This is a genomic window from Pseudonocardia wallangbongensis (genome assembly GCF_054486945.1).
This window is the reverse complement of the sequence record NZ_JBRERS010000002.1, coordinates 71,872-95,277: the sequence shown is the minus strand read 5'-3', so window position 1 is coordinate 95,277 and position 23,406 is coordinate 71,872. Positions and strand designations below refer to the sequence as shown.

22 protein-coding genes are annotated in these 23,406 nt (G+C 75.0%); 10 read left to right on the top strand and 12 right to left on the bottom strand.

Features of this window, described 5'->3' with window-relative positions; all coding sequences use genetic code 11:
• Positions 1-58: 58 nt before the first annotated feature.
• Complete coding sequence (locus ACU436_RS06835; RefSeq protein WP_459022804.1) at positions 59-1,492, bottom strand: sensor histidine kinase; 1,434 nt, start codon at positions 1,490-1,492, stop codon at positions 59-61.
• Entirely contained in the window at positions 1,489-2,229 is a 741-nt protein-coding gene (locus ACU436_RS06830) for a response regulator transcription factor (protein ID WP_459022803.1), read from the bottom strand. Before ACU436_RS06830 ends, ACU436_RS06835 begins: the two co-directional genes overlap by 4 nt.
• Positions 2,230-2,367: 138 nt before the next feature.
• Here ACU436_RS06830 and ACU436_RS06825 point away from each other — a divergent pair, with 138 nt between their 5' ends.
• Positions 2,368-3,033, top strand: coding sequence for a DUF2461 family protein (locus ACU436_RS06825; protein WP_459022802.1), 666 nt, complete (start codon positions 2,368-2,370; stop codon positions 3,031-3,033).
• Between the two features lie 50 nt (positions 3,034-3,083).
• On the opposite strand, the gene ACU436_RS06820 is transcribed toward ACU436_RS06825, so the two are convergent.
• The 4 genes from ACU436_RS06820 to ACU436_RS06805 all read right to left on the bottom strand — a co-directional run bounded on the left by ACU436_RS06820 (position 3,084) and on the right by ACU436_RS06805 (position 7,801).
• Positions 3,084-5,003: an ArnT family glycosyltransferase gene (locus tag ACU436_RS06820; protein ID WP_459022800.1), complete on the bottom strand. Its 1,920-nt coding sequence runs from the start codon at positions 5,001-5,003 to the stop codon at positions 3,084-3,086.
• Positions 5,000-6,265 carry a bifunctional glycosyltransferase family 2/GtrA family protein gene (locus ACU436_RS06815; RefSeq protein WP_459022798.1) on the bottom strand — a complete coding sequence of 422 codons (1,266 nt, stop codon included), beginning with the start codon at positions 6,263-6,265 and terminating at the stop codon, positions 5,000-5,002. Before ACU436_RS06815 ends, ACU436_RS06820 begins: the two co-directional genes overlap by 4 nt.
• 112 nt (positions 6,266-6,377) lie before the next feature.
• On the bottom strand, positions 6,378-7,121 hold the full coding sequence (locus ACU436_RS06810) for a siderophore-interacting protein (RefSeq protein ID WP_459022797.1): 744 nt from the start codon (positions 7,119-7,121) through the stop codon (positions 6,378-6,380).
• A gap of 92 nt (positions 7,122-7,213) precedes the next feature.
• On the bottom strand, positions 7,214-7,801 hold the full coding sequence (locus tag ACU436_RS06805) for a TetR/AcrR family transcriptional regulator (RefSeq protein WP_459022795.1): 588 nt from the start codon (positions 7,799-7,801) through the stop codon (positions 7,214-7,216).
• A gap of 69 nt (positions 7,802-7,870) precedes the next feature.
• Here ACU436_RS06805 and ACU436_RS06800 point away from each other — a divergent pair, with 69 nt between their 5' ends.
• Both ACU436_RS06800 and ACU436_RS06795 read left to right on the top strand, forming a co-directional pair.
• The gene (locus ACU436_RS06800; RefSeq protein WP_459022793.1) at positions 7,871-9,337 is read left to right on the top strand and encodes a flavin-containing monooxygenase; all 1,467 of its coding nucleotides are present in this window, start codon (positions 7,871-7,873) and stop codon (positions 9,335-9,337) included.
• A gap of 256 nt (positions 9,338-9,593) precedes the next feature.
• Positions 9,594-10,532, top strand: a complete 939-nt coding sequence (locus ACU436_RS06795) for an o-succinylbenzoate synthase (RefSeq protein ID WP_459022791.1) — start codon at positions 9,594-9,596, stop codon at positions 10,530-10,532.
• A gap of 3 nt (positions 10,533-10,535) precedes the next feature.
• Here ACU436_RS06795 and ACU436_RS06790 read toward each other — a convergent pair whose 3' ends face one another.
• Positions 10,536-11,198 carry a hypothetical protein gene (locus ACU436_RS06790; RefSeq protein WP_459022789.1) on the bottom strand — a complete coding sequence of 221 codons (663 nt, stop codon included), beginning with the start codon at positions 11,196-11,198 and terminating at the stop codon, positions 10,536-10,538.
• An 82-nt stretch (positions 11,199-11,280) separates the two neighbouring features.
• On the opposite strand from ACU436_RS06790, the gene ACU436_RS06785 reads away from it, so the two are divergent.
• The 7 genes from ACU436_RS06785 (at position 11,281) to ACU436_RS06755 (ending at position 19,854) form a co-directional block, all read left to right on the top strand.
• Entirely contained in the window at positions 11,281-12,237 is a 957-nt protein-coding gene (locus tag ACU436_RS06785) for an NAD(P)/FAD-dependent oxidoreductase (protein ID WP_459022787.1), read from the top strand.
• Between the two features lie 78 nt (positions 12,238-12,315).
• On the top strand, positions 12,316-13,707 hold the full coding sequence (locus ACU436_RS06780; RefSeq protein ID WP_459022785.1) for an FAD-binding oxidoreductase: 1,392 nt from the start codon (positions 12,316-12,318) through the stop codon (positions 13,705-13,707).
• A 5-nt stretch (positions 13,708-13,712) separates the two neighbouring features.
• Positions 13,713-15,116, top strand: a complete 1,404-nt coding sequence (locus ACU436_RS06775) for an AMP-binding protein (protein WP_459024274.1) — start codon at positions 13,713-13,715, stop codon at positions 15,114-15,116.
• Between the two features lie 31 nt (positions 15,117-15,147).
• Positions 15,148-16,692 carry a CYTH and CHAD domain-containing protein gene (locus ACU436_RS06770; RefSeq protein ID WP_459022783.1) on the top strand — a complete coding sequence of 515 codons (1,545 nt, stop codon included), beginning with the start codon at positions 15,148-15,150 and terminating at the stop codon, positions 16,690-16,692.
• 152 nt (positions 16,693-16,844) lie between these two features.
• Positions 16,845-17,861: a PHP domain-containing protein gene (locus ACU436_RS06765; RefSeq protein ID WP_459022782.1), complete on the top strand. Its 1,017-nt coding sequence runs from the start codon at positions 16,845-16,847 to the stop codon at positions 17,859-17,861.
• Positions 17,862-17,947: 86 nt separating this feature from the next.
• Positions 17,948-18,778 (top strand): glycoside hydrolase family 16 protein, encoded by an 831-nt coding sequence (locus ACU436_RS06760; protein ID WP_459022780.1) that lies wholly within the window; start codon positions 17,948-17,950, stop codon positions 18,776-18,778.
• Entirely contained in the window at positions 18,775-19,854 is a 1,080-nt protein-coding gene (locus ACU436_RS06755; RefSeq protein ID WP_459022778.1) for a right-handed parallel beta-helix repeat-containing protein, read from the top strand. The genes ACU436_RS06760 and ACU436_RS06755 overlap by 4 nt, the downstream gene beginning before the upstream one ends.
• Before the next feature lie 20 nt (positions 19,855-19,874).
• Here ACU436_RS06755 and ACU436_RS06750 read toward each other — a convergent pair whose 3' ends face one another.
• From ACU436_RS06750 to ACU436_RS06730, 5 genes are read right to left on the bottom strand one after another with little or no spacing between them, the layout of a single operon-like run.
• Positions 19,875-20,837 (bottom strand): carbohydrate kinase family protein, encoded by a 963-nt coding sequence (locus ACU436_RS06750; RefSeq protein ID WP_459024272.1) that lies wholly within the window; start codon positions 20,835-20,837, stop codon positions 19,875-19,877.
• Positions 20,838-20,857: 20 nt separating this feature from the next.
• Positions 20,858-21,301, bottom strand: a complete 444-nt coding sequence (locus tag ACU436_RS06745) for an SRPBCC family protein (protein ID WP_459022776.1) — start codon at positions 21,299-21,301, stop codon at positions 20,858-20,860.
• A gap of 37 nt (positions 21,302-21,338) precedes the next feature.
• On the bottom strand, positions 21,339-22,289 hold the full coding sequence (locus ACU436_RS06740; protein WP_459022774.1) for a hypothetical protein: 951 nt from the start codon (positions 22,287-22,289) through the stop codon (positions 21,339-21,341).
• Positions 22,286-23,083: a hypothetical protein gene (locus ACU436_RS06735; RefSeq protein ID WP_459022772.1), complete on the bottom strand. Its 798-nt coding sequence runs from the start codon at positions 23,081-23,083 to the stop codon at positions 22,286-22,288. Before ACU436_RS06735 ends, ACU436_RS06740 begins: the two co-directional genes overlap by 4 nt.
• Positions 23,084-23,088: 5 nt before the next feature.
• Positions 23,089-23,403: a hypothetical protein gene (locus ACU436_RS06730; RefSeq protein WP_459022770.1), complete on the bottom strand. Its 315-nt coding sequence runs from the start codon at positions 23,401-23,403 to the stop codon at positions 23,089-23,091.
• Between the last annotated feature and the right edge of the window lie 3 nt (positions 23,404-23,406).

The window sequence follows — 23,406 nt, the reverse complement described above, 5'->3', positions numbered from 1 at the left end:
CATCCAGCACCGGCTTCACACATGGCCGGCCCATGGCCGGCCCTGTGTGAAGGGCGCTCTAGGTGTGTGAAGCGGCTTCGTCAGGCGCGCCGGGGCGCGGGAGGTGGACCGTGAACTCCGTGCGTTCTGGGGTGCTCGCCGTGTCCACGGTCCCCGCGTGGGCCGCGACGACCGCGCGGACGATCGCCAGGCCGAGGCCGGTGCTCCCGTTGTCGCGCGAGCGGGAGGCCGATCCGCGGGCGAAGCGCTCGAAGATGTGCGGCAGCAGGCCGGGGGAGATGCCGGGACCGTCGTCGGCGACGGACAGCCGGGCGGACGAGGGCTCCTCCGCGAGCGTCACCGTGACGTTCGTGCCGGGTGGGGTGTGCGTGCGGGCGTTGGCGAGCAGGTTCGCCAGCACCTGGGCGAGGCGGGAGGCGTCGCCGGACACCACCACCGGCCGATCCGGCACGTCGAGCTGCCACCGGTGGTCCGGCCCGGCCGCGTGCGCGTCGGCCACGGCGTCGACGACGAGCCGGGTGAGGTCGACCTCGCCGCGTTCGAGGGGGCGGCCGGCGTCGAGGCGGGCGAGCAGCAGCAGGTCCTCGACGAGCGCGGTCATCCGCTCCGTCTGCGAGGCGATGCGGGTGAGCGAGTACTCGACGTCCGCGGAGAGCTCCTCGCGCCGGGTGAGCTCGGTGTACCCGCTGATGGCGGCGAGCGGGGTGCGCAGCTCGTGGCTCGCGTCGGCGATGAACTGGCGCAGCTGCACCTCGCTCTCGTGCCGCGCCTCGAGGGCCGACCCGACGTTGTCGAGCATCCGGTTGAGGGCGCTGCCGACCTGACCCACCTCGGTGCTCGGGTCGACGTCGGGCACCCGCTCGACCAGCGAGACCTCCCCGCGGTCCAGCGGCAGCGTGCTCACCCGCGCGGCCGTCGCCGCCACCCGCTCCAACGGCCGCAGCTCCCGCCGGACGACCACCGCTGCCGCGACGCCCGCCCCGGCGAGCGTGATGCCGGTGACGACGAGCTCGATCAGCACGAGCGAGGTCACGATCGCTTCCACCGGGCCCAGCGGCAGGCCGCTGACCACGGTGTCGCCGATCGGCGTCCGGGTGGCCACGAGCCGGTAGCCGCCGAGGTCGCCGAGGTCGACGCTCCGCGGCCGTTGCCCCTCCGGCACGGAGACGAGGTCGGGGTACTCCGACTCGGGCACCGGCCGCGGATCCTCGCCGAACGGGGACACCGTCGCGGTCACCACCGTGCCGTCCCGGACGAGCGCCGTGAGGGTGTCGGGGGGCCGGGGCCCGCGGGGCGGCAGCAGCAGGGTGGGCGGGGACCCCAGCTCCGCGCGGATGAGGATGCGGCTGGACGCCCGCACGTCGTCGTCCAGGCGGTGGATCAGGAACTGGCGGAGCGAGATCGTCGTCGCGACGGCGATGAGCGCGGACGCGATGGCCAGCAGCAGCAGCGTGGTGGCCACCAGCCGGATGCGGAGGGAGTGGTGGCTCACCCGCCCGCCGCCGGTTTGAGCACGTACCCCGCCCCGCGCACGGTGTGGATCATGGGCGCGCGGCCGGCGTCGATCTTCTTGCGCAGGTAGGACACGTAGAGCTCGACCACGTTGGACTGGCCGCCGAAGTCGTAGTTCCAGACTCGGTCGAGGATCTGGGCCTTCGACAGCACGCGCCTGGGGTTGCGCATGAGGTAGCGCAGCAGCTCGAACTCGGTGGCGGTGAGCTCGACGAGGGCGTCGCCGCGGCGCACCTCGTGGCTGTCCTCGTCGAGCACGAGGTCGCCGACGACGAGCTCGGATCCCTGCCGGGCGCCGGTCATCCGCGAGCGGCGCAGGAGCCCGCGCAGCCGGGCGACGAGCTCCTCGAGGCTGAACGGCTTGGTGACGTAGTCGTCGCCGCCCGCGGTGAGCCCGGCGACGCGGTCCTCCACGGCGTCGCGCGCGGTGAGGAACAGCACGGGCACCTCCGGGGCCTCGGCGCGCAGCCGGCGCAGCACCTCGAGGCCGTCGAAGTCGGGGAGCATCACGTCGAGGACGACGGCGTCGGGGCGCAGCTCGCGGGCGGTGCGCACGGCCGTGGCGCCGTCGGCGGCTGTCCGCACGTCCCACCCCTCGTAGCGCAGGGCCATCGAGAGCAGCTCCGACAGCGACGCCTCGTCGTCGACCACCAGGACGCGGATCGGACCACCGTCGGCACGTCGCAGCTCAGGACCGGTGTCCCGCATCGTCGCCATGCTAGCCAGGTTCGCGCGCGCGGCTGTGGCCCTGATGGGCGGAACCTGTGCGACACCTGTGCACTTCCGAGGGAACCGGAGCCGCCCCGCCGTCGTCCATGCCGGTCAGTCCCCGATGCCGACCGACAGGAGCACGACATGACCCCGTTCACCGGCTGGCCCAGCGACGCCACCGCGTTCCTCGCCGAGATCGCGGCCGACAACACCCGGGAGTTCTGGGAGGAGAACGGCCACCGGCACGCCACCGCCGTGCAGGCGCCCATGCGAGCGCTCGCCGTGGAGCTGGAACCCGAGTTCGGGCCGATCCGGGTGCTGCGCGCCCACGTCAACCGGCGCTTCCGCCCCGCCGTCCCGCCCTACCGCACCGACACCGGCGGGGTGGCCCGTAGCCCGGGCGGCGCTGCCCTCACCGTCGTGCTGTCGGCCACCGCCCTGACCACCGCGGCGGGGCACTGGATGTTCGACACCGGCCAGCTGCGCCGGTTCCGCGTCGCAGTGCTCGAGACGCAGGGGGAGGAGCTCCCGGCGCTGCTCGCCGGGCACCTCGTGGACCGTGGGCGCTGCCTCCGCGGCGCACCGCGGGGCTTCAAGGGCGACCACCCGCGGATCGACCTCCTGCGGCTGCTCGGGCTGCAGGTCGTGACGTCGAGACCGGTGGGTGCGTGGCTGTCCACCACCGAGCCGCTGGATCGGGTCCGCACGGCCTGGCGGGCGGCCGCACCGGTGGTGGCCTGGCTGGACGAGCACGTCGGCCCGGCCGACCCGGTGCCACCCCGCCCGGCCCCCGGCCCCGGCCCCGGCTGACGGCCATCCGTGCACTCACGGGGCATGGGGTCGGCGGGCCGGGAGGGGAATCAGCCCGCCGGCCGGGTCAGGTCGTAGACGGTCCAGCCGCCCACGGTCGTCGGGGTGAAGTTCTCCTCCACCCAGGTGGCGATCTCGGACCGGCCGCCCGGGCCACCTCCACCGCCACCGACGAAGTAGCGCACCTCACCGGCCGCCACGAGCTGCTGGAACCGCTCCAGCGTCGGTGCCGGGTCGCCACCGTTGAAGCCGCCGATGCCCATGACGTCGGTGTCGGCGGCCAGGGCGAGCTCCGCGCTGCCCGATGCGCTGGAGGTGGCCGCGGCCCACGTCGTGCCGGCGTTCCGCAGCAGCGCGACGAGCTCCGGATCGGACGCGTTGCCCCGGCCGCCGGGGCCGCCGCCGTCCCGGCGGGCGCCGTCGGGACCCGGGCCGAAGCGCATGCCCCCTCCGGGGCCGGATCCGGTGGCGGGGCCGGCCGCCGGGTTCCCGCCGTTGTGCGTGCTCGTGATCGTGTCGGCGGCGTACGCGACCTGCGCGGCGCCGCCGGTGAGCAGCACGGCCAGCGCGGCGACGACGGCGAGTCGGCGCCGGTGCGCCCCGGCGAGCAGTGCGAGCACGGCCGCCGCGGCCCCGGCGATCACGACCCAGCGCAGCCATGGCACGAGGTCGGGTGTGCGGGACAGCAGCACCACCGCCCACGCCGCGGTGCCCGCGGTGATCACCACGAGCGCGGTCCTGGCCGGCCACGCGGCCCGGCGCCGCCACAGCTGCACCCCGCCGATCCCGACGAGCGCGGCGATGCCCGGGGCGAGCGCCACCGTGTAGTAGGGGTGGAAGATCCCCTGGGCGAAGCTGAAGACCGCCGCGGTGACGACCGTCCAGCCGCCCCAGAGCAGGAGGGACGCGCGCAGCCGGTCGGTCCGCGCGGCGCGCCACGTCAGCACCAGCCCGGCGACGAGCAGGACCAGCGCCGCGGGCAGCAGCCACGAGATCTGGCCACCGGCCTGCTCGTTGAACAGGCGGGTCCAGCCGGCGGCCCCGCCGAAACCACCGCCGCCACCGGGGCCACCCTCGGCCCCGGCCGGGAGCTCCATCCCGGCGGGCGGCTCCATCCGGCGTCCGCCACCGCCCTGGCCGAGGATCCGGCCGAGCCCGTTGTAGCCGAACGTGAGGTCGAGGACGCTGTTGTTCTCCGAGCCGCCGATGTAGGGCCGTGAGCTCGCGGGCCACAGCTCGGCGATCGCCACCCACCAGCCCGCGGTGACGACGACGGCGAGCCCCGCGGCGAGCAGCTGGCGGATCCGCCGCCAGAACCCCGTGGGCGCGGCGACGAGGTAGGCGAGCGCGAGCGCCGGGATCACGACGAAGGCCTGCATCATCTTCGCGAGGAACGCGAATCCGATGAGCGCGCCCGCCAGCACGATCCAGCGCGTCGACGCCCGCTCGAGGGCGCGGACCGTCGCGTACGCCGCGGCCACGAGGAGCAGGACGAGCAGCGCGTCCGGGTTGTTGTAGCGGAACATCAGTACGGCGATCGGCGTCAGCGCGAACACGCCGCCCGCGAGCAGCGCGGCGGCGGGGCTCGCCACCCGCCGCACCGCCGCGTACAGCAGCGCCACCGCGCCGACGCCCATCAGCGCCTGCGGGACGAGCATGCTCCACGAGGACAGCCCGAAGATCCGCGCCGAGAACGCCATGACCCAGAGCGACGCGGGTGGCTTGTCGACCGTGACCGTGTTGCCGGCGTCGGTGGAGCCGAAGAAGAAGGCGGTCCAGTTCTGCGTCATCGCCCGGACGGCGCCGGCGTAGTAGGTGTTGGCCCAGCCCTCGGCGCCGAGGTTCCACAGGTAGAGCGCGGCCGCGCCGGCGAGGAGGACCGCCAGCGCGATCCACTCGGCGCGGCCGCGCCGCGGGCGTTCGGTCGGCGCCGAGGACGCCGGGCGGGCGGGGGCGAGGGTGGCGGTCATGCCGGGGTCTCCTGACGGGCCGGCTCCGCCGGCCGGGTGGGGTGCGCGCGGAAGATCCAGGAGCGGTACGCGACGAAGCGCAGCAGCGTCGACAGCGCGTTGGCGGCGATCAGCACCAGCAGCTCGACGGCCTGGCTCGCGTCGGGCATCCACATGTGCAGCGCGGCGAGCGCACCGCTGGTGAGCGCGAGGCCCAGCGCGAAGACGAGCAACCCCTGCAGCTGGTGCGTGGTGGCGCCCGCGGACCCGCGCACCCCGAACGTCAGGCGCCGGTTGGCCGCGGTGTTGCCGACCGCGGTGAGGACGAGGGCGAGCAGGTTGGCGGCGTAGGCGCCGACCGTTCCGCGCAGCAGCAGGTAGAGCAGGGCGTACGCGAGCGTGCTCGCCACCCCGATCGCGGCGAACCGCACGAGCTGGCCGGGGAGACCCGTGGGCACGCCGGGTACCGCGCGGGGCGGATCGGGGTTGCGGCCGAGCTGGGCGCGCAGCTCGGCGAGGGGCAGCCGGCCGGTCGTCAGGGCGCGTCCGAGCCGGGCGATGCCCTTCAGGTCGGCGATGGCGGTGGCGAGGATGTCGACGCGGCTGTCCGGGTCGTCGACCCAGTCCACGGGCACCTCGTGGATGCGCAGCCCGCTCCGCTCGGCGAGCACGAGCAGCTCGGTGTCGAAGAACCAGCCGGAGTCCTCCACCAGCGGCAGCAGTCGCCGGGCCACGTCGGCGCGGATCGCCTTGAACCCGCACTGGGCGTCCGAGAAGCCGGCGCCGAGGGTGCCGCGCAGCAGCAGGTTGTAGGAGCGCGAGATGAACTCCCGCTTGGCCCCGCGGACGACGCGGGAGCTGCGCGCGAGCCGCGTACCGATCGCGAGGTCGGAGTGCCCGGTGAGCAGCGGGGCCACCAGCGGGAGCAGCGCGGCCAGGTCGGTGGACAGGTCTACGTCGCAGTAGGCCAGCACCTGCGCGTCGGAGGCCGACCAGGCCTCCCGCAACGCCCGGCCCCGTCCCTTCTCCGCCAGCCGGAGCGCGGTGACGTCCGGGAGCTCCGCGGCCAGCCGCGCCGCGATCAGCGGCGTCGCGTCGGTGCTCGCGTTGTCCGCGATCGTGATCCGGAACGGGTAGGGGAACTGCCCGGCCAGGTGCTCGTGCAGCCGGCGGACCGACGGCTCGAGATCGACCTCCTCGTTGTGGACGGGCACGACGATGTCGAGCACGGTGCGCTCGGACCGTCCGTGCCGGGAAGGCCGGAGTGCGGTGTCGACGCTCATGGGGCCAGCGTTCGACCGGGCGCTGTCGGTTCGTTGTGCCGACCGTGTGAGCGGGCTGTGGGCCGGGCCGATCCGGCGTGAGGGTGCTCACCGGGTCGCCCCAGTCGGGACGCTAGCGAGCTCGCCAGTAGCCCGTGGCGTAGACCCGCCTGCGGTCGAGCCCCCGCTCGTCGAGCAGGTGCTTGCGCAGGTCACGCACGCACGCCGACTCGCCCGACAGCCACGCCTGCCCGCTGCCCGCCGGGAGGTCCGCGGTCCGCACGGCCGCAGCGAGCGGCTCGCCGGGCTCGGCGGCACCGCGGTGCACCCACCGCAGCCGTGCCGACCCGGGCAGCTCCTGCTCCTCGGCGGCGTCGGCGACCTCGAGGAACGCCAGCGCCGGCACACCCGCCGGCAGCGCCCCGAGCACGGTGGCGACGGCGGGGAGCGCGGTCTCGTCGCCGATGACGACGTGGAAGTCGGCCGCCGGGTCCGGCTCGTACCGGCCGCCGGGTTCGGAGACGCCCACCCAGACGCCGGGACGTGCGTCGCGGGCCCACGCCGCGGCGGGACCGTGCCCCTCGTGCAGCACGAAGTCGACGTCGAGCTCGCCGGCTCCCGGGTCGAACCGCCGCACCGTGTACGTGCGGATCGCGGGGCGGGGCTCCCCGGCGGGCCACAGCGGCCCGCCGGACGTAGCCCGCGGGACGGCGGGCCGTTCCTGCCCCGCCACCGGGAAGAACATCTTGATGCGTCGGTCGGGGCCTTCGCCGCCGAACCCGGCGAGCTCGTCGCCCGCCAGCGTCACGCGGATCATCCGCGGGGTGATCCGCGCGCTGCGCCGCACCTGCAGCAGCCGGGGTGCCGTCGTACTCATCGCGGCGATTGTGCCCTGGGCAGGCCGCACGTACGAACGGCACATCCGTACCGCTCTGTCGAACGGGCGTGCCGCTCGTACGTTGGGGGAGGCTACGAGCGCGCGCCGGCCAGCCCCGTCCAGGCCAGGTCCATCAAGTACTCCGTGGCCTGCTCGCTCGACACGCCCGTGCGGGTGCGCCAGAGCGCCAGGCGCTCGCACGCCCCGACGATCACGTTGGCCCAGCCGGTGAGGCGCCCCGGGTCGGCGTGGGGAGCCTGTGCGGCCAGCAGGGTGGCGATGAAGTCGGTCTGCTGGGCCCGGATCTCCTCGAGCGCCTCGCCCGCGACCGCCGACTCCGAGTAGAGCACCGTCCACTCGGGGGCCCGGGCCTCCAGGTAGTCGAAGAACGCGAGCGTGCCGCGCCGCAGCATCTCCTCGGGGGTGGACGCCGAGGCGGCGGCCGTCGACGTCACCTCCAGCAGCTCCGCCCGCGCCCGCGCGATGCAGGCCAGCAGCAGCCCGTGCTTGGAGCCGAAATGCGTGTAGAGCACCGGCTTCGTGACGCCGACGCGCTCGGCGACCTGGTCCATCGAGGCGTTCTGGTAGCCGCGCTCCCCGAACACGGCGACGGCCGCGTCGAGGATCTGGCGCTCGCGCTCGGCGCGGCCGACGCGGCGCCGGGTCGGGCGAGTCTCCACGCTCCGACCCTACCGGAGGTAAGTTACTCGTGGTAAGTTACTGGCGGTAACCCCCTCGAGGAGGAGTCGATGCACGACACCGGGACGCGTGTGGACGTCGCGATCGTGGGGAGCGGGTTCGCCGGGCTCGGCGCCGCGGTGCGGCTGCAGGAGGCGGGCCGAGCGGACTTCCTGGTACTGGAGAAGAGCCGCACGCTCGGCGGCACCTGGCGCGACAACACCTACCCCGGCTGCGCCTGTGACGTGCAGTCGCACCTCTACTCGTTCTCCTTCGCGCCCAACCCCGACTGGACGCGCACGTTCGCCCGGCAGCCGGAGATCCGCGCCTACCTGGAGCGCGTGGCCGACCGCTTCGGCCTGCGGCACCGGATCCGGTACGGCGCCGAGGTCACCGCGGCCCACTGGGCGGGCAAGCACTGGGAGCTGCGGCTCACCGACGGATCCCAGGTGCACGCGCGCGCCGTCGTGTGGGGCACCGGGGCGCTGCACGAACCGTCCGTGCCCGACATCCCCGGCCTCGACGAGTTCGCCGGCACCGCGTTCCACTCCGCGCAGTGGCGCCACGACCACGACCTGACCGGCCGGCGCGTCGCGGTGATCGGCACGGGGGCGAGCGCGATCCAGTTCGTGCCCGCGATCCAGCCGCGGGTGGCGTCCCTGACGTTGTTCCAGCGGACGGCGCCGTGGGTGCTGCCGAAGCCCGACCGGCCGGTGTCCGCGGTGGTGCGCCGGCTCTACCGGGCCGTTCCCGCGGTGCAGAAGCTGCAGCGGGCGCTGATCTACGCGCGGAACGAGCTGCTCGTCAGCGGGTTCCTGAAGCCGCGACGGATGGCGGTGGTCGAGCGGCTCGCCCGCGCCTACCTGCGCCGGACGTTCGCGGGCCGGCCCGACCTCGCGGCCAAGCTCACCCCGGACTTCACGATCGGCTGCAAGCGCATCCTGATGTCCAACGACTACTACCCGGCGCTGAAGCGGGAGAACGTCGACGTCGTCACGGAGAAGGTCGTGCGGGTCACGCCGAACGCCGTGGTCACGGCCGACGGGGTCGAGCACGAGGTCGACACGATCATCTTCGGCACCGGGTTCAGCGTCGGCGCAGGCGTGGGCCACTCGGTGCCCGTCGTCGGGCGCGACGGCGGGCCGCTCGCCGAGCAGGAGGGCCGGTCCGCCGAGGCGTTCCTCGGCACGACGTTCGCCGGGTTCCCGAACCTCTTCGTGCTCGTCGGCCCGAACACCGGGCTGGGGCACAGCTCGATGGTCTTCATGATCGAGTCGCAGCTCAACTACGTGATCGACGCCCTGCGCCTGGTCGACGAGCACGGCGCCGTCGCCCTCGACACGCGCCGCGACCACCAGGAGGCCTACAACGCTGGCCTCCAGCGCCGGTTCGACGGCTCGGTGTGGACCGCGGGCGGCTGCGCCAGCTGGTACCTCGACGCCGACGGCCGCAACCGCACCCTCTGGCCGGGCTACACGTTCGACTTCCGCCGCCGCACCCGCAAGGTCCGCCCCGCGGACCACGAGCTGCTGGCGTAGCAGCGCCTTGATCGCCAGGATCGGGGGCGAGCCGCTCAGGCTTGATCAGTGCTTGCGCACGTAGCACGCTCCCGGTTGGTGACCAAGGGCGGATGGTCGCTCCCGGAGATCGACTGACGACCATCTGCCCATGATCGGCGACCGCCGGGGAGTGATCCCCGCGCCGCATTCAATCCGGTCGTCCGCCTGACACCACCTGGCCGCCGGTTGCCACTGCCGGAGTCGTTCGGGACTCCTGGCGCCGTAGGGTCGGGCGGTGCCTGACGTCTACTCCATCCCGCTGACCACCCGGTTCCGGGGCATCACGGTGCGCGAGGGTCTGCTCGTGGCCGGGCCGGCGGGGTGGGGGGAGTTCTGCCCCTTCGCCGACTACGACGACCGGGAGTCGGCGCCGTGGCTCGCCGCCGCGCGGGAGGCCGCCGAGGAGGGCTGGCCGGAGCCGGTGCGCGACCGCGTCCCGGTGAACTGCATCGTGCCGGCCGTCGGGCCGCAGCGGGCGCAGGAGATCGTGCGGGCGTCGGGGTGCGCGACGGCCAAGGTCAAGGTGGCCGATGCCCCCGGCTCGCTGCCCGCCGACCTGGAGCGGGTGGCCGCCGTGCGCGACGCGCTGGGCCCGGCGGGCGCGGTCCGGGTGGACGCCAACGCGGCCTGGACCGTCGACGAGGCGGTCCAGGCGATCACGGCGCTGGACGGCGCGGCGGGCGGGCTGCAGTACGTCGAGCAGCCCTGCCGGACGGTCGACGAGCTCGCCGCGGTCCGTCGCCGGGTCGACGTCCCGATCGCGGCCGACGAGTCGATCCGCCGCGCCGAGGACCCGCTGCGGGTCGCCGTGGCCGGGGCCGCGGACGTCGCGGTGCTCAAGGTCGCCCCGCTGGGCGGCGTGCGCAGGGCGCTGGCGGTCGCGGAGGCGTGCGGGCTGCCGTGCGTGGTGTCGTCTGCGTTGGAGACGAGCGTCGGCATGGCCGCCGAGCTGGCGCTGGCCGGGGCGCTGCCGCGGCTCGACATGGCGTGTGGCCTCGGCACGGGGGCGTTGCTCACCGCGGACGTCGTGGCCGAGCCGATCCGCCCCCGGGACGGGTGGCTCCCGGTGCCCCGGCGTGCGCCCGAGCCGGTGCGGCGCGCCGCCGTCGCCGCCGCGCCGGACCGGGTGCGGTGGTGGGAGGACCGGCTGGCCCGGGTCGCCGCCGTCGGCTGACCTTCACCAGGCGGTACCGCCCGTCCACGGGGCGAGGAGCCGGTCCTGCGCCGCCCGCCGCCGGCTCAGGACGCTGATCGTCGTGGTCAGGGCGGCGACGAGACCGGTGAGCGGGAGCACCAGCAGCGCTAGCGTCGCACCGCCGGCGCTCACCGTTGCGGGGGTCTCCTCTCCGAACGCGAACGACGCGTCCGGGCCCTCGCACACGACCTGGTACGTGCCCGCCGCCGCCGGGACGAGCTCGAACGCGGCGTGCCACTCCCGGCCGGCCGCCGGCACCGACCGGTCGTCGGTCACGAGGGTGAGCTGCAGGTTCGTGGCGGCCGCGCCGACGGGCGTGCAGCGGACGTAGCCGCCGGCGTCGAGCGCGGCGTAGATCACCGGGTCCGCGGCCGGGTCGAGCTCCAGCGTCGTGGCCTCGCCGCCTGCGAAGAACCTCTCCGGCCCGCCCGCGCCGGTCGTTCCGGTGACGTACGTGGCCACGCCGGCCAGCACGAGCAGGGCGAACAGCAGCCAGGCGAGCCCGACCCACAGCAGGCGCGGCCGGATCTGCACGGGAGGTCCGGGGCGCAGCCCGGCGGGAGCCGGGCCGAACGCCGGTGGGGCCGGGTGGCGCGGCGCTGGGACGGGTGCCCACGGCGGCGGGGCGGTGTGCTGCTGGATCATGGCGTCTCCCGAGGTGTCCGGCGGGCGATGTCGGGGACGACCCTCCGCACGCGCCCGGGGTTGGGGTCGTACGTTGCCGGGCATGGCGGTCGTGGTCGTGGGTGCGGGCATCGCGGGAGCGGCGTGCGCGGGCCGGCTCGCCGCCGCGGGCGTGCCCGTGCGGCTCCTGGAGCAGGCGGCCGAGGTCGGGGGCCGGATGGGCGGCGCCACGGTCACCGGCCGTCCGGTGGACCTCGGGGCCGCCTACTTCACGGCGCGGGACCCGGACTTCGAGCGGGTGGTGCTGCGGTGGCGGGACGCGGGGCTCGCCCGGCCGTGGACGACCGAGCTCGCCGTCCTGAGCGGGGGGACCCGGGAACGCGCGCCCGGGCCGCAGCGCTGGGCGGCGCCCGCCGGCCTGGGCGGGCTCGTCGCCGAGCTGGCCGCCGGGCTCACCGTCGAGCTCGGCCGGGAGGTGCGCCGGGTCGGTCCGGGACCCGTCGTCGACGGCGAGCCCGCCGACGCGGTCGTGCTCGCGATGCCCGACCCGCAGGCCCTGCGCCTGCTCGGGCCCGGCCACCCCGCGGCCGCGCGGCTCACGGGGCGCGAATGGCGGCCCGTGATCGCTGTCGCCGCCGGGTGGGCCGGCCGGGAGTGGGACGAGCTGCCCGCAGCGTTCGTCAACGACCACCCGGTGCTCACCCTGGTCGCCGACGACGGCAGGCGGCGCGGGGACGGCGCCCCCGTCCTCGTGGCGCACACGACCGCCGGCGTCGCACGGGCGCACGGGGCCGAGCCGGCCGGCGCCGTCGGCCCGGTGCTCGACGCGCTGCGCGAGCTGCTCGGCGTCCGCACCCCGCCGGAGTGGACGCTGGCGCGCCACTGGCCGTACGCCTCGCCGGAGGGGACGCGCGACGACCCGTTCCACCTCACCGCGGACGGCATCGGGCTGGCCGGCGACGGCTGGGGCAGCCCGCGCGTGGAGACGGCATGGCGCTCCGGCCACCTGCTCGGCCGCGCCCTGGTCGAGCGCGCCTCCGGCGCCGGTTCGGGAGCGTAGCGAGCGAACCGTTCAACACAGCGTATCCACTCACGACCGGGTGCGGCGCGGCCACCTCGCGGGTTAGCGTGCTGAGCTGTGTCCTCCGCCGCTGATCCACTCGTCGCCGACCTGCTCGCCGCCCTCCCGGCGGACCGCGTGCTCGTCGACCCGGACGTCGTCGCGCCCTTCCTGCACGACGAGGCCGAGTGGGCGGCGTACGGGCGGGCGGCCGCCGTTGTCCGCCCGCGCAGCACCGCCGAGGTCGCCGCGGTCGTGGGGGCCTGCGCCCGGCACGCGCGCCCGCTGGTGCCGCGCGGGGCCGGCACGGGCCTGTCCGGCGGGGCGAACGCCGTCGACGGCTGCGTGGTTCTGTCCACCGAGCGGATGCGCGAGATCGTCGAGATCGACGAGGCGGAGCGGCTCGCCGTCGTGCAGCCCGGCGTGGTCAACGACGACCTGCGCGCCGCCGCTGCCGAGCGCGGGCTCTGGTACCCGCCGGACCCCGCGAGCTCGCCCTGGTCGACGATCGGCGGCAACGTCGCCACCAACGCGGGCGGCCTGTGCTGCGTGAAGTACGGGGTCACGCGCGACTACGTGCTCGCGCTCGAGGTCGTGACGGCGGCGGGTGAGGTGGTGCGGGTCGGGCGGCGCACCGCGAAGGGGGTGGCGGGCTACGACCTCGCCGGGCTGATGGTGGGCTCGGAGGGCACGCTCGGCGTGGTCACCGAGGTCACCGTGCGGCTGCGGCCGCTGCGTACCGCGGTGCCCCGCACGGTGGTCGGCTTCTTCGACACGCTCGCCGCGGCCGGCGACGCGGTGTCCAGGGTGACGGCCCGCGGGTTGCAGCCGTCGGCGTTCGAGCTGATCGACCGGGTGTGCCTGCACGCGGTCAACTCCTGGAAGCACACGGGCCTGCCCGAGGACGCGGCCGTGCTGCTGCTCGCCCAGACCGACCTGCCCGAACCCGCCGCCGAGCAGGAGGCCGCGGCCATCCACGCCGAGTTCGAGGCGGCCGGTGCCCGGGAGGCGGTCTTCTCCACCGACGCCACCGAGGCCGAGGCGCTCTTCGACGCCCGGCGACTGGCCTACCCCGCGCTGGAGCAGCGGGGCGACGCGATCCTCACCGAGGACGTCTGCCTCCCGCGTGGGCGCCTCGCCGAGATGCTCGGGCGCGTCGAGGAGATCGCCGCGCGGCACGACGTGCTGATCGCCAACATCGCGCACGCCGGCGACGGCAACCTGCACCCGCTGATGATCACCCCGCACGGTGACGAGGCGGCGAAGGCCCGCGCGCAGGCCGCGTTCGACGACATCGTCGAGTCCGCGATCGCCCTCGGCGGCACCGTCACCGGCGAGCACGGGGTGGGGCTGCTCAAGCTGCCGGGCATGCGCGCCGAGCTCGGCCCCGAGGTCCTCGCGCTGCAGCGCGCGGTGAAGCAGGCTCTGGATCCCCAGGGGATCCTCAACCCCGGCAAGGTGGTTTCGTGAATCCGCTGTTCCCCGCCCTCCTCGCTCCCGACGACCGGCCCGCCCTGCGGTTCGGCGACGACGCGCTGACCTACCGGCAGCTCGCCGGTGCCGCCGGGGCGCTCGCCGGCTCGCTCGCGGGGCGGCGGCACGTGGCCGTGCACGCCACGCCCACGATCCACACCGCGGTCGGGGTCACGGCGGCGCTGCTCGCGGGCGTCGCGGCCGTGCCGGTGAACCCGAAGCTGGGGGAGCGGGAGCTGGGGCACGTGATCGGCGACTGCGCTCCCGAGCTGGTGCTGGCCGCGCCCGGCGCCGCGCTCCCCAGACCGCTCGGGGCGCTGCCGCGGATGGACGTCGACCTCGCCGCCGTCGGGCCGGTGCCGACGAACGAGCCCCCGCCGGACGTCCCGGGGCTGGTGATCTACACGTCCGGCACCACGGGCCCGCCGAAGGGGGCGGTGCTGCCGCGCAGCGCCGTCGCGTACGACCTCGACGCGCTCGCCGAGGCGTGGGACTGGACGGCCGACGACCTGCTCGCCCACGCACTGCCGCTGTTCCACGTGCACGGGCTGGTGCTCGGGGTGCTCGGCCCGCTGCGCCGCGGCGGGAGCCTGCACCACATCGGCAGGCTCGACGCCCCGGTCCTGGCGGCCGCGGCGGCGTCGATGGTGTTCGGGGTGCCCACCCAGTACCACCGGCTCGCCGACCAGCTCGAGTCCGACCCGGAGTCGGCGAAGGAGATCGGGCGCGCGCGGCTGCTCGTGTCCGGGTCGGCGGCGCTCACGGCCGTCGACCACGCCCGCCTGCACCGCAGCACCGGCCTCGCCGTGCGGGAGCGCTACGGGCTCACCGAGACGCTGATCCTCACCGCGGCGCGCGCCGCCGACGCGCCCGAGGTCGGAACGGTCGGCCGGCCGCTGCGCGGCACCGAGATGCGGCTCGCGCCGCTTCCCGGCGACCAGAGTGACGGTCTCGGTGCCGTCGAGGTGCGCGGCCCCAGCCTGTTCACCGGCTACCTGAACCGTCCCGATGCCACCGCGGCCGCGCAGACCTCCGACGGGTGGTTCGCCACCGGCGACATCGGCCGCTGGACCGAGAGCGGAGCGCTCGCGATCGTCGGGCGCAGCGCCACCGACCTGATCAAGTCCGGTGGCTACAAGATCGGAGCGGGTGAGATCGAGAACGCCCTGCTCGAGCACCCGGGCGTGGCCGAGGCGGCGGTCCTCGGGGTGCCGGACGACGACCTCGGGGAGCGGATCGTGGCACACGTCGTGCCGGCGGGCGATGCGCCCGGCGAGCGCGAGCTGATCGACCACGTCGCCGCGCTGCTCGCGCCGCACAAGCGACCCCGCGAGGTCCGGTTCACCGATGAACTCCCGCGCAACGACATGGGGAAGGTGCAGAAATCCCGCCTTCCGCAGGAGTGAATGGGCGCCTGCTTTCGGGCACCCTGATCGGATGACCGACACGACGACCCGCACCGGGAACCGCACCTTCCGCGGAGCCGCCGAGGCCGGCACCCCCTCGCTCGAGGCGCTCCCCGGTATCCACCGCGAGGACCCCCTACCGCAGCAGGTGCTCGACGTCGAGCGCTTCGACACCGCGGACCGCAGGCTCGCCGCGGCCGGGATCACGCTGGCCGTGCACCGCGCCGAGGGCGAGCAGCCGCACTGGCGGCTCGACCTCCCGGACCCGGACCGCGGTGAGGAGTTGCGCGTCCCGCTCGCCCCCGACGCGCCGCCGGTGCCGGAGGTGCCGGGCGAGCTGGCCGAGATCGTGCGCGGTGTCGTCCGGGACGGCGAGCTGCGTCCCGCCGGGCAGGTGCGCCGCGTGCGTACCGGCGCGCGGCTGCTGGGCGACGACGACCGACTGCTCGCCACCGTCGTCCACGACAAGGTGACGGTCGCGACGCTGGGGCGCTCGACCGGCGGCGTGGCGTGGATCGACGTCCAGGTGCGCGACACCGCCGACGCCGGTCTCGTGGACGCGGCCGAGCGGCTGCTCGGGGAGGCCGGGCTGCAGCCGGCGTCGAACTCCGCCGAGGCGGAGCTCGACCGGTTGCTGCGGCCCGAACCCGCGAAGCGGCGCCGGCGGGCAGGCGGGAAGCGGGCGAAGCCCGGCTCGGCGGGTGCGGCGCTGGTCGCGTACCTTGCCGGGCACATCGACCGGCTGGCCGCCGAGGACCTGCGGGCGCGGCGGGATGAGCCCGACTCCGTCCACCAGCTGCGCGTGGCGGCGCGGCGGATGCGCAGCGCGCTGCAGTCCTACCGCAGGCTGCTGGACGTCGAGCGCACGGAGCCGATCGTCGAGAGCCTGCGGGAGTTCGCCGGCGCGCTCGCCCCGGCCCGCGACGCCGAGGTGCTGCACGTCCGGATCCGCGACGGCCTCGCCGACCTCGACCGCGAGCTGCTGCTCGGGCCGGTGCAGGCGCAGGTCACGCGGCACTACGGGCGGGTGGAGCAGGAGGCCGCGGCGGCCGTGCTCAGCACGCTGGACGGCGAGGCGTACGCCCGGCTGCGCAGCGACCTGGACGAGCTCGTGCGCCGCCCTCCCCTGACGAAGCGCGCCGCCCGCAAGGCCCGCAAGGAGCTGCCCGCCCACGTCGCCCGCGCCGCGCGGCGTCTCGACCGGGCCGTCACCGTGGCGGTCGACCCCGCGAAGTCGGCCGAGGAACGCGACCTGGCCGTGCACGATGCCCGCAAGGCGGGCAAGCGGCTGCGCTACGCCACGGAGGTGGCCCGCCCGGCCGTCGGGAAGGACGCGAAGCGCTTCGCCGGCCGGATGAAGGGGTTCCAGCAGGCCCTCGGCGAGCACCAGGACACGGTCGTGGCCCGCGACGCGCTGCGGGAGCTGGCCGCCCGGTGCCACGAGAGCGGGGAGAACGGCTTCGCCTTCGGCGTCCTGTACGGCCGCGACGAGGCGCGGGCCGTCCGCATCGAGGAGGAGCTCCCGCGGCTCTGGGCCGACGCCTGGCGCCGCCGCAACCGCCGCTGGCTGAGCTGAGGCCCGGCCGCCCGGCACCCGGCGACGACCTGGCGAGTCCCGCCGTGCGAGCCCCTACCGCCCACTTGGGTGTGTGAAGTCTTGTCGGCGAGGGCGGTATCAGAGCTGCAGCCGCCACGACCGAGCCGCCCGGCCGTGCGACGATCGCGAGCGTGACCGAGACCCGGGATGCCGTGGCCGATCTGCGGCGCATCGCCTTCCTGCTGGAGCGCGCGCACGAGTCGACGTACCGGGTCCGGGCGTTCCGCACCGCGGCCGCCGTCCTGCGCAGGCGCGACCCGGACGAGATCGCGGGGCTCGTGCGCACGGGGGAGCTGGTGCGGCTCAAGGGGGTCGGGGAGGTCACGGCGAAGTGCGTGGCGGAGTCGGTGCGCGGTGAACCCCCCGCGTACCTGCAGAAACTCGAGGCGGTCGAACCCTCCCCGCTGGACCGGGCCGCCGAGGCACTGCTGGACGCGATCCGCGGCGACTGCCACAGCCACACCGACGCCTCCGACGGCGGGTCGCCACTGCGGGAGATGGTCGAGACGGCCCAGGCCCTCGGGCACGACTACCTGGTGATCACCGACCACTCGCCGCGGCTGACCGTCGCGAACGGCCTGTCCGCCGACCGGCTGCGCGCCCAGCTGGAGGACATCGCCGAGCTGAACGCGGAGCTGGGCGCCGGGTTCCGGGTGCTCACGGGCATCGAGGTCGACATCAACGAGGACGGCTCCCTCGACCAGGACGAGGACCTCCTCGCGCGGCTGGACGTGGTCGTGGCGTCGGTGCACTCGAAGCTGCGGATGCCGCGCGCCGAGATGACCGAGCGGATGCTCACGGCCATCGACAACCCGCACGTCGACGTGCTCGGCCACTGCACGGGCCGGATGGTGACGGGCAACCGGAAGCGGCCGGAGTCGCAGTTCGACGCGGAGCCCGTGTTCGCGGCGTGCGCCGAGCGCGGCGTCGCGGTGGAGGTGAACTCCCGGCCGGAGCGGCTCGACCCGCCGAAGCGGCTGCTGCGCCAGGCCGTCGAGGCGGGCTGCGAGTTCACGATCGACACCGACGCGCATGCCCCCGGCCAGCTCGACTGGCTGCGCAACGGCTGCGAGCGCGCGGCGGAGTGCGAGGTTCCCGCGGAACGGATCGTGAACACCCGGCCCGTGGAGCGACTGCTCACCCCTTGACCGCGGGTCCTCACCCGTCCGCGTGGTTGATCTCGCGCCAGACCCCCAGTCCGGTTCCAATGGGACTGGAGGTGTCAGTGGTGCAGATGTCCGTTTTGTTTCCCGCGATGGTGAGCGCGTTCGCCGTGCTGGTCGCCGGCCAGGCCCCGCCCGTGCCCGCGCCCACGCCCGCCGCTCCGTCCGAGTGCGCCACGACGGCCGCCGAGCGCTACGGCTGGGGCGAGCCGACCCGCCGCTCCGACTTCACGAACGGCCTGCCCGGCGACTGGCACCCGTACGGCCCCGAGCCGGGCCACAGCAAGGAGGGGACCCGCACCCCGGAGGCGATCACCGTGGCCGACGGCGTCGCCACGATCTCCGCTACGGAGGACGGCACGACCGGCGCCATGAGCTGGCACCCCGGCCAGCGGTACGGGCGGTGGGAGGCGTGCGTGCGCTCCGAGGCTGCGCACGGCGGCCTGAACGCCCTGCTGCTGCTCTGGCCGGTGGCCGAGGACTTCCCGGTCGGCGGGGAGATCGACTGGATGGAGATCACGTCCGACGACCGGCAGGAGACGGACTTCTTCTTCCACTACGGCAAGGACAACGACCAGGACCACGGGTCCGTGCGGCACGACTCGACGCAGTGGTCGGCCTACGCCCTCGAGTGGACGCCCGAGAAGATCACCGGCTACGTGAACGGCGAGGAGTGGTACTCGAACACCGACACCGAGAAGTTCCCGCCGCGGCCGATGAACATGACCATGCAGCTCGACTACTTCCCGCCGGCAGGCGGCCCGGCCGCCATGCACATGGACTGGGCCAAGCAGTGGGCGCTGCCGGAGAGCGAGCCCGCGGAGCTGTCCCTCGCCCCGGGCGACCCGGCCACCGGCCAACCGGACGACTACCCCCAGCACGCCCCGCGCCGGCTGTCGTGATCAGGCTCGGCGTCCTCGCGGTGGCCGTCACCGTCCTCGCGCTGCTCACCGCCGTGCCGGCCAGGGCCGAGGCGCCGGAGCGTGGCCACTACCAGGTCGACCCGGCGGCCGGTGACGACGGCACCGGCTCCGTGCTGCGGCCGTTCCGCACGATCACGCGGGCGCTCGCGGTAGCCCAGCCCGGCGAGACCATCGTCCTGCGCCCCGGGACGTACGACGAGCACGTCGTCACGGTGCGGCCCGGCGTCACGATCACCGGCCCCCGGGACGCCGTGCTGCGGGGTGCCGCGGCGTCGAACCGGGTGATCGAGATCCGGCACGACGACACGACGTTGCGCGGGTTCACGATCGACGGCCGCGTCTGCGCCGAGCCGGCCGGCACCTGCTACCGCGAGAAGGCGATCTGGGTCCAGAGCACGGTGCCGCACGACGGAGTGACCGGCACGAAGATCCTCGGTCTGCGGGTGACGAACCTGGGCGACGAGTGCATCCGGCTGAAGTACTTCGCCACCGGCAACGTCGTGGCGGGCAACACGATCGGGCCGTGCGGCATCCACGACTTCGCGATCCCGAACACCGGTACCGGCCAGAACGGCGAGGGCATCTACATCGGCACGGCGCCCGAGCAGGTCGACCGCAACCCGACGCCGGAGCCGGACGCGAGCAACGGCAACGAGGTGCGGGACAACGTGATCGACACGCAGGCGGCCGAGTGCGTCGACCTCAAGGAGGGCACCCGCGACAACGACGTCGCGCACAACACCTGCACCGGGCAACAGCCCCGCAACGGCAACTCCGGCGCGATGGAGTCCCGCGGCGCGTCGAACACGTTCCGGTTCAACCACATCCACCACAACGCCGCGGCCGGCATCCGGATCGGCGGGGACCGGCCCGGCGACGCCGTGGGCAACGACGTCGAGCACAACCTGATCACCGACAACGCGCGCGGCGGGATCAAGGTCCAGGACGCGGGCCCGCACGGCCGGATCTGCGGGAACGTGATGCGAGGCAACGCAGGCGGAGCGCTGGTGGGCGCGAACAAGGACGGGATGGGCGACCCCACGCGCCCGTGCTGAGCAATGGGGTCGCCGGCTCCCTACGCTTTCGAGCGACGGGACACCAGGTCGTCCCTCGTCGGGGGGTCGGCGCCCCGACGGCTGCACGTGATCGCGGCCGCCAGCGCCGCCTCGTCCAGCAGGGCATCCAGCGTTTCGGCGTCCAGCGCGCGCAGACCGGGGCGCGCCGCCGCGCCCAGCAGGCCACGCCGGTGCAGCCCGGCGAGCAGGGCGGCGGAGAACGTGTCGCCCGCGCCGACCGTGTCGATCACGGTGACCGGCACGCCCGGCCGGCGGGACCGCACGCCCGGCGCGGTCCCGGCCAGCACGCCGTCCCCGCCCAGCGTGACGGCGAGGATCGCCGGGCCGCGTGCGAGCCAGTCCTCCAGCACGTCCTCGGGGCGCGTGCCGGGCAGGAGCCACTCGAGGTCCTCGGCGCTGACCTTCACGACGTCGGCGACGGCCAGCAGGTCGTGCACGCCCGCCAGCACACCGGCCGGGTCGCCCATGAGGAGCGGGCGGCAGTTGGGGTCGTAGCTGATCGTCACGGAGCCGGCGGCCCGGGAGATCAGCTCGCGCAGCGCGGCCGCACCGGGGGGCATGGTGAGCGCGAGCGACCCGGAGTGCAGCGCGACCACGGGCCCGTCGAGGGCGCCCTCGAGCTCGGCCGCGGTCCACTGCCAGTCCGCGGTGCCGGTGAAGCGGAAGTCGTAGCTCGCCCCGCCGTCCGGGCCGACCGCCACCATCGCGAGCGTCGTCGGCTCGGTCGCGGCGACGGCGTGGTCGAGCTGCACGCCGTTGCCGGTGAGGTGGTCGCGGACGCGGCGGCCGAGCATGTCGTCGGCGATCCGGGCGAGCAGCCGCGCCGGCACGCCCAGCCGCGACAGCGCCACCGCGACGTTGGCGGGGCTCCCGCCGGGGGCGGCCTCGAAGTAGTCCCCGACCGGCGCGGGGACCATGTCGACGAGGGCCTCCCCGGCGACGGCGACGACGCCGTTCTCGATCAGAGTGATGGTGGCCCCCCTCAGCCGCGCAGGCTGTTCTCGAGGTTCGCCAGCACGCCGTCGTGGATCCGCTGCAGGCCCTTGGGCGCGAAGGTGCGCTCGAAGAAGCCGCCGACGCCGGTGGCGCCCTTCCAGCTGCTCTCGACCGCGACGACGCTGCGGTCGGTCCCCGCGGGCGTGACGGTCCACGTGGTGACCATGCTCGAGTTCGCGTCCCGCTCGACGATCCGGTCGTCGCCGGGGGTGCTGACCTCCACCAGCTGGTCGCGCACGCGCTTGCTCGTGGCCTGCAGCAGCCAGTGCACGCGGCTGCCCTCGCCCTGGCCGCCGGCCTCCACGCGGTAGTCCCGGTAGTGCTCGGTGAGGATCGTCGGCCGCACCTTCTCGTAGTCGGAGAGCGCCGCGCGCACGCGCTCGGCGGGGGCGTCGATCGTGCGCTCGGTCCGCGCCGTCACCTGTGCCATGTCGCCATCCTGCCGCCTGTCGCCCCGGGCGGCCTCGTCACCCCACGCCGGTCGCCCGGAGCCAGCGCCTCGGGAAGTCGCCGACGTGGGTGCTGCTGACCGCCCCGAACTGCAGTGCGCCGATCCCGAGGACGAAGCAGAGCAACGCGGCCCGGCCGACCGCGACGGCCGGCTCGGCGGGCACCGCCGGCACGGCCGCGACGACGAACGCGGCCAGGGGCGCGGCGACGCGGGCCGTGCGGACGAACGACGCGCCCGCCCGCCGCAGGGCCGGGAGGTGCACCGCGTCGCCGACGACCGCGGCGCGTAGGAGCAGGACGGTGCGGATGTGGAGCAGCGGAACCACGACCGTCGCGGCGGCCGCGGCGATCTGGACGACCGCCGTGGGCGCCGCACCGCCGGCCTCGGTGGCGGCCGTGGCGACGAACAGCATCGCGGCGATGCCGGCGTAGATCGCGTGGCTGACGGCGGCGACCGACTGGCCGAAGCGCACGCGCCTCCCGACGCCCGGCGGGAGCGAGCGGAACGCGGCGACCGGGTGGTCGTGGTCGTTCAGGAAACGGTGGGACCAGCCGGCGTGCCGGAGGTCGAGCAGCACTCCCGCGATGATCAGCATCAGGAACAGCGCCGACAGCCACGGCGGGACCGGCGCGGTGAGCAGGAACCGGACCACGAAGAGCGTGGCGCAGATGGCGAGCGCGACCGACCAGCCGGAGCGGCGCAGCGCCCGGGCGATCCGCTCGAGTTCGGACCCGCCGGTGGCCGTGCGGCCGAGCGCCCGGTTCCGCCCGAAGGACAGGAGCTGGCCGGCGGCGAGCAGCAGGCCCGCCGTGACCGGATCGACCAGACCGAACCCGGTCTGCGGGGCGTCGCCGATCTCGATGCGGACGAGCACGGCGACCGGCACGGCGGCGATCGCGATGGCGAGGTGACCGAGGGTCGACGCCCGGAGCGGCATCGCCGGGCCGGGGCCGGCGGCTGTGCTCATCCGAGGTGCCAGTCGGTGTCGTCGCCGTCGGTGACGCTGCCGTCGTTCATGTCGGAGGCGACGGCGGGCGGCCAGTCGCCGCGGTAGAAGGCGGTGTCGTCGGCGTGGATCGCGATGAGCTCCCTGGTCTGGATGCTCATCGCGTTGCCGATGTCGGTGAACATGGTGATCTGGCTGACCACCGAGTCCTTGAACACGACGAGCGCGCCGGCCGCGATCGCGACGGCGGCCACGGCGGTGACCCCACCTGCCGCGACGGCCAGGGCGGTGACGAGGCCGGTGAGGAGCGTGAGCAGCGCGCCCAGGACGCTCTTCCAGAAGGCCATGATCGCGTTGGCCAGCTCGTTGAGGGCGGCGTCGATCTTGTCGCCGGTGGTCTTGACGGCCGTGATCGCCAGCCGCTGCGGCGTCAGGGTGTTGCGGTAGGCGTCGGCGGCGTCACCGGTCCAGTGGTTGTCCGCACGCGTCGTGTTCTCGGTGGCCAGCCCGGCGAGGCCGCTCACGTTGCCGCCGATGTCGACGGCCCACGCCGAGCCGGCGGCGCGCAGGGCCACCGGGTCGCCGGCCCGGGCGAGGGCGCGCCCGAGCTCGTCGACGGTCTCGTCGAACGTGCGCCGGAAGCCGGCGACGCCGTCCCGGACACCGCCGACCGCGTCGGCCGGCAGCGTGGCGAGGACGGAGTCGACCCCGTCGATGATGCCGTTGACCAGTTCGGACGCCTCGTCGAGCCCGGAGCGCAGGGTGGCGATCAACCCGAGCATCTCGCCGGGGTCGGCCGCGTGGGACGCGGTCATCGGGATCAGTAGACGTTCTGCAGGCGGTGGGCGCCGGCGGCCTCGTCGGCCTCGTACGCGTCGGCGCTCGCGCGCAGCGCGCCGGCGATCGCGTCGAACCGGGCGGCGCCCTGGTGGATCAGCCCGGCCGTCTTGACGCGAAGGTCCTCGTAGGCGGCCGCGGCGGCCTGGCCGGCGAAGGAGAACGCGGACGGATCGACCTGCTGCCCGTCCGCCTTCGCGGCCGCGGCGGCCATCGTGGCGGCGGCCGCGGCCCACCGGTCGGCGTCGGCTCTCAGCGCGTCGAGCGAAACGGTGATCTGCTCGGGTGTCGGTGCCATCGG

Coding starts and splice junctions, on each gene's coding strand:
- ACU436_RS06800 (WP_459022793.1), top strand. CDS start 7,871: ATGCACGACACCGGGACGCGTGTGGACGTCGCGATCGTGGGGAGCGGG.
- ACU436_RS06735 (WP_459022772.1), bottom strand. CDS start 23,083: ATGACCGCGTCCCACGCGGCCGACCCCGGCGAGATGCTCGGGTTGATC.
- ACU436_RS06760 (WP_459022780.1), top strand. CDS start 17,948: ATGTCCGTTTTGTTTCCCGCGATGGTGAGCGCGTTCGCCGTGCTGGTC.
- ACU436_RS06825 (WP_459022802.1), top strand. CDS start 2,368: ATGACCCCGTTCACCGGCTGGCCCAGCGACGCCACCGCGTTCCTCGCC.
- ACU436_RS06730 (WP_459022770.1), bottom strand. CDS start 23,403: ATGGCACCGACACCCGAGCAGATCACCGTTTCGCTCGACGCGCTGAGA.
- ACU436_RS06815 (WP_459022798.1), bottom strand. CDS start 6,265: ATGAGCGTCGACACCGCACTCCGGCCTTCCCGGCACGGACGGTCCGAG.
- ACU436_RS06820 (WP_459022800.1), bottom strand. CDS start 5,003: ATGACCGCCACCCTCGCCCCCGCCCGCCCGGCGTCCTCGGCGCCGACC.
- ACU436_RS06745 (WP_459022776.1), bottom strand. CDS start 21,301: ATGGCACAGGTGACGGCGCGGACCGAGCGCACGATCGACGCCCCCGCC.
- ACU436_RS06770 (WP_459022783.1), top strand. CDS start 15,148: ATGACCGACACGACGACCCGCACCGGGAACCGCACCTTCCGCGGAGCC.
- ACU436_RS06790 (WP_459022789.1), bottom strand. CDS start 11,198: ATGATCCAGCAGCACACCGCCCCGCCGCCGTGGGCACCCGTCCCAGCG.
- ACU436_RS06830 (WP_459022803.1), bottom strand. CDS start 2,229: ATGGCGACGATGCGGGACACCGGTCCTGAGCTGCGACGTGCCGACGGT.
- ACU436_RS06740 (WP_459022774.1), bottom strand. CDS start 22,289: ATGAGCACAGCCGCCGGCCCCGGCCCGGCGATGCCGCTCCGGGCGTCG.
- ACU436_RS06785 (WP_459022787.1), top strand. CDS start 11,281: ATGGCGGTCGTGGTCGTGGGTGCGGGCATCGCGGGAGCGGCGTGCGCG.
- ACU436_RS06810 (WP_459022797.1), bottom strand. CDS start 7,121: ATGAGTACGACGGCACCCCGGCTGCTGCAGGTGCGGCGCAGCGCGCGG.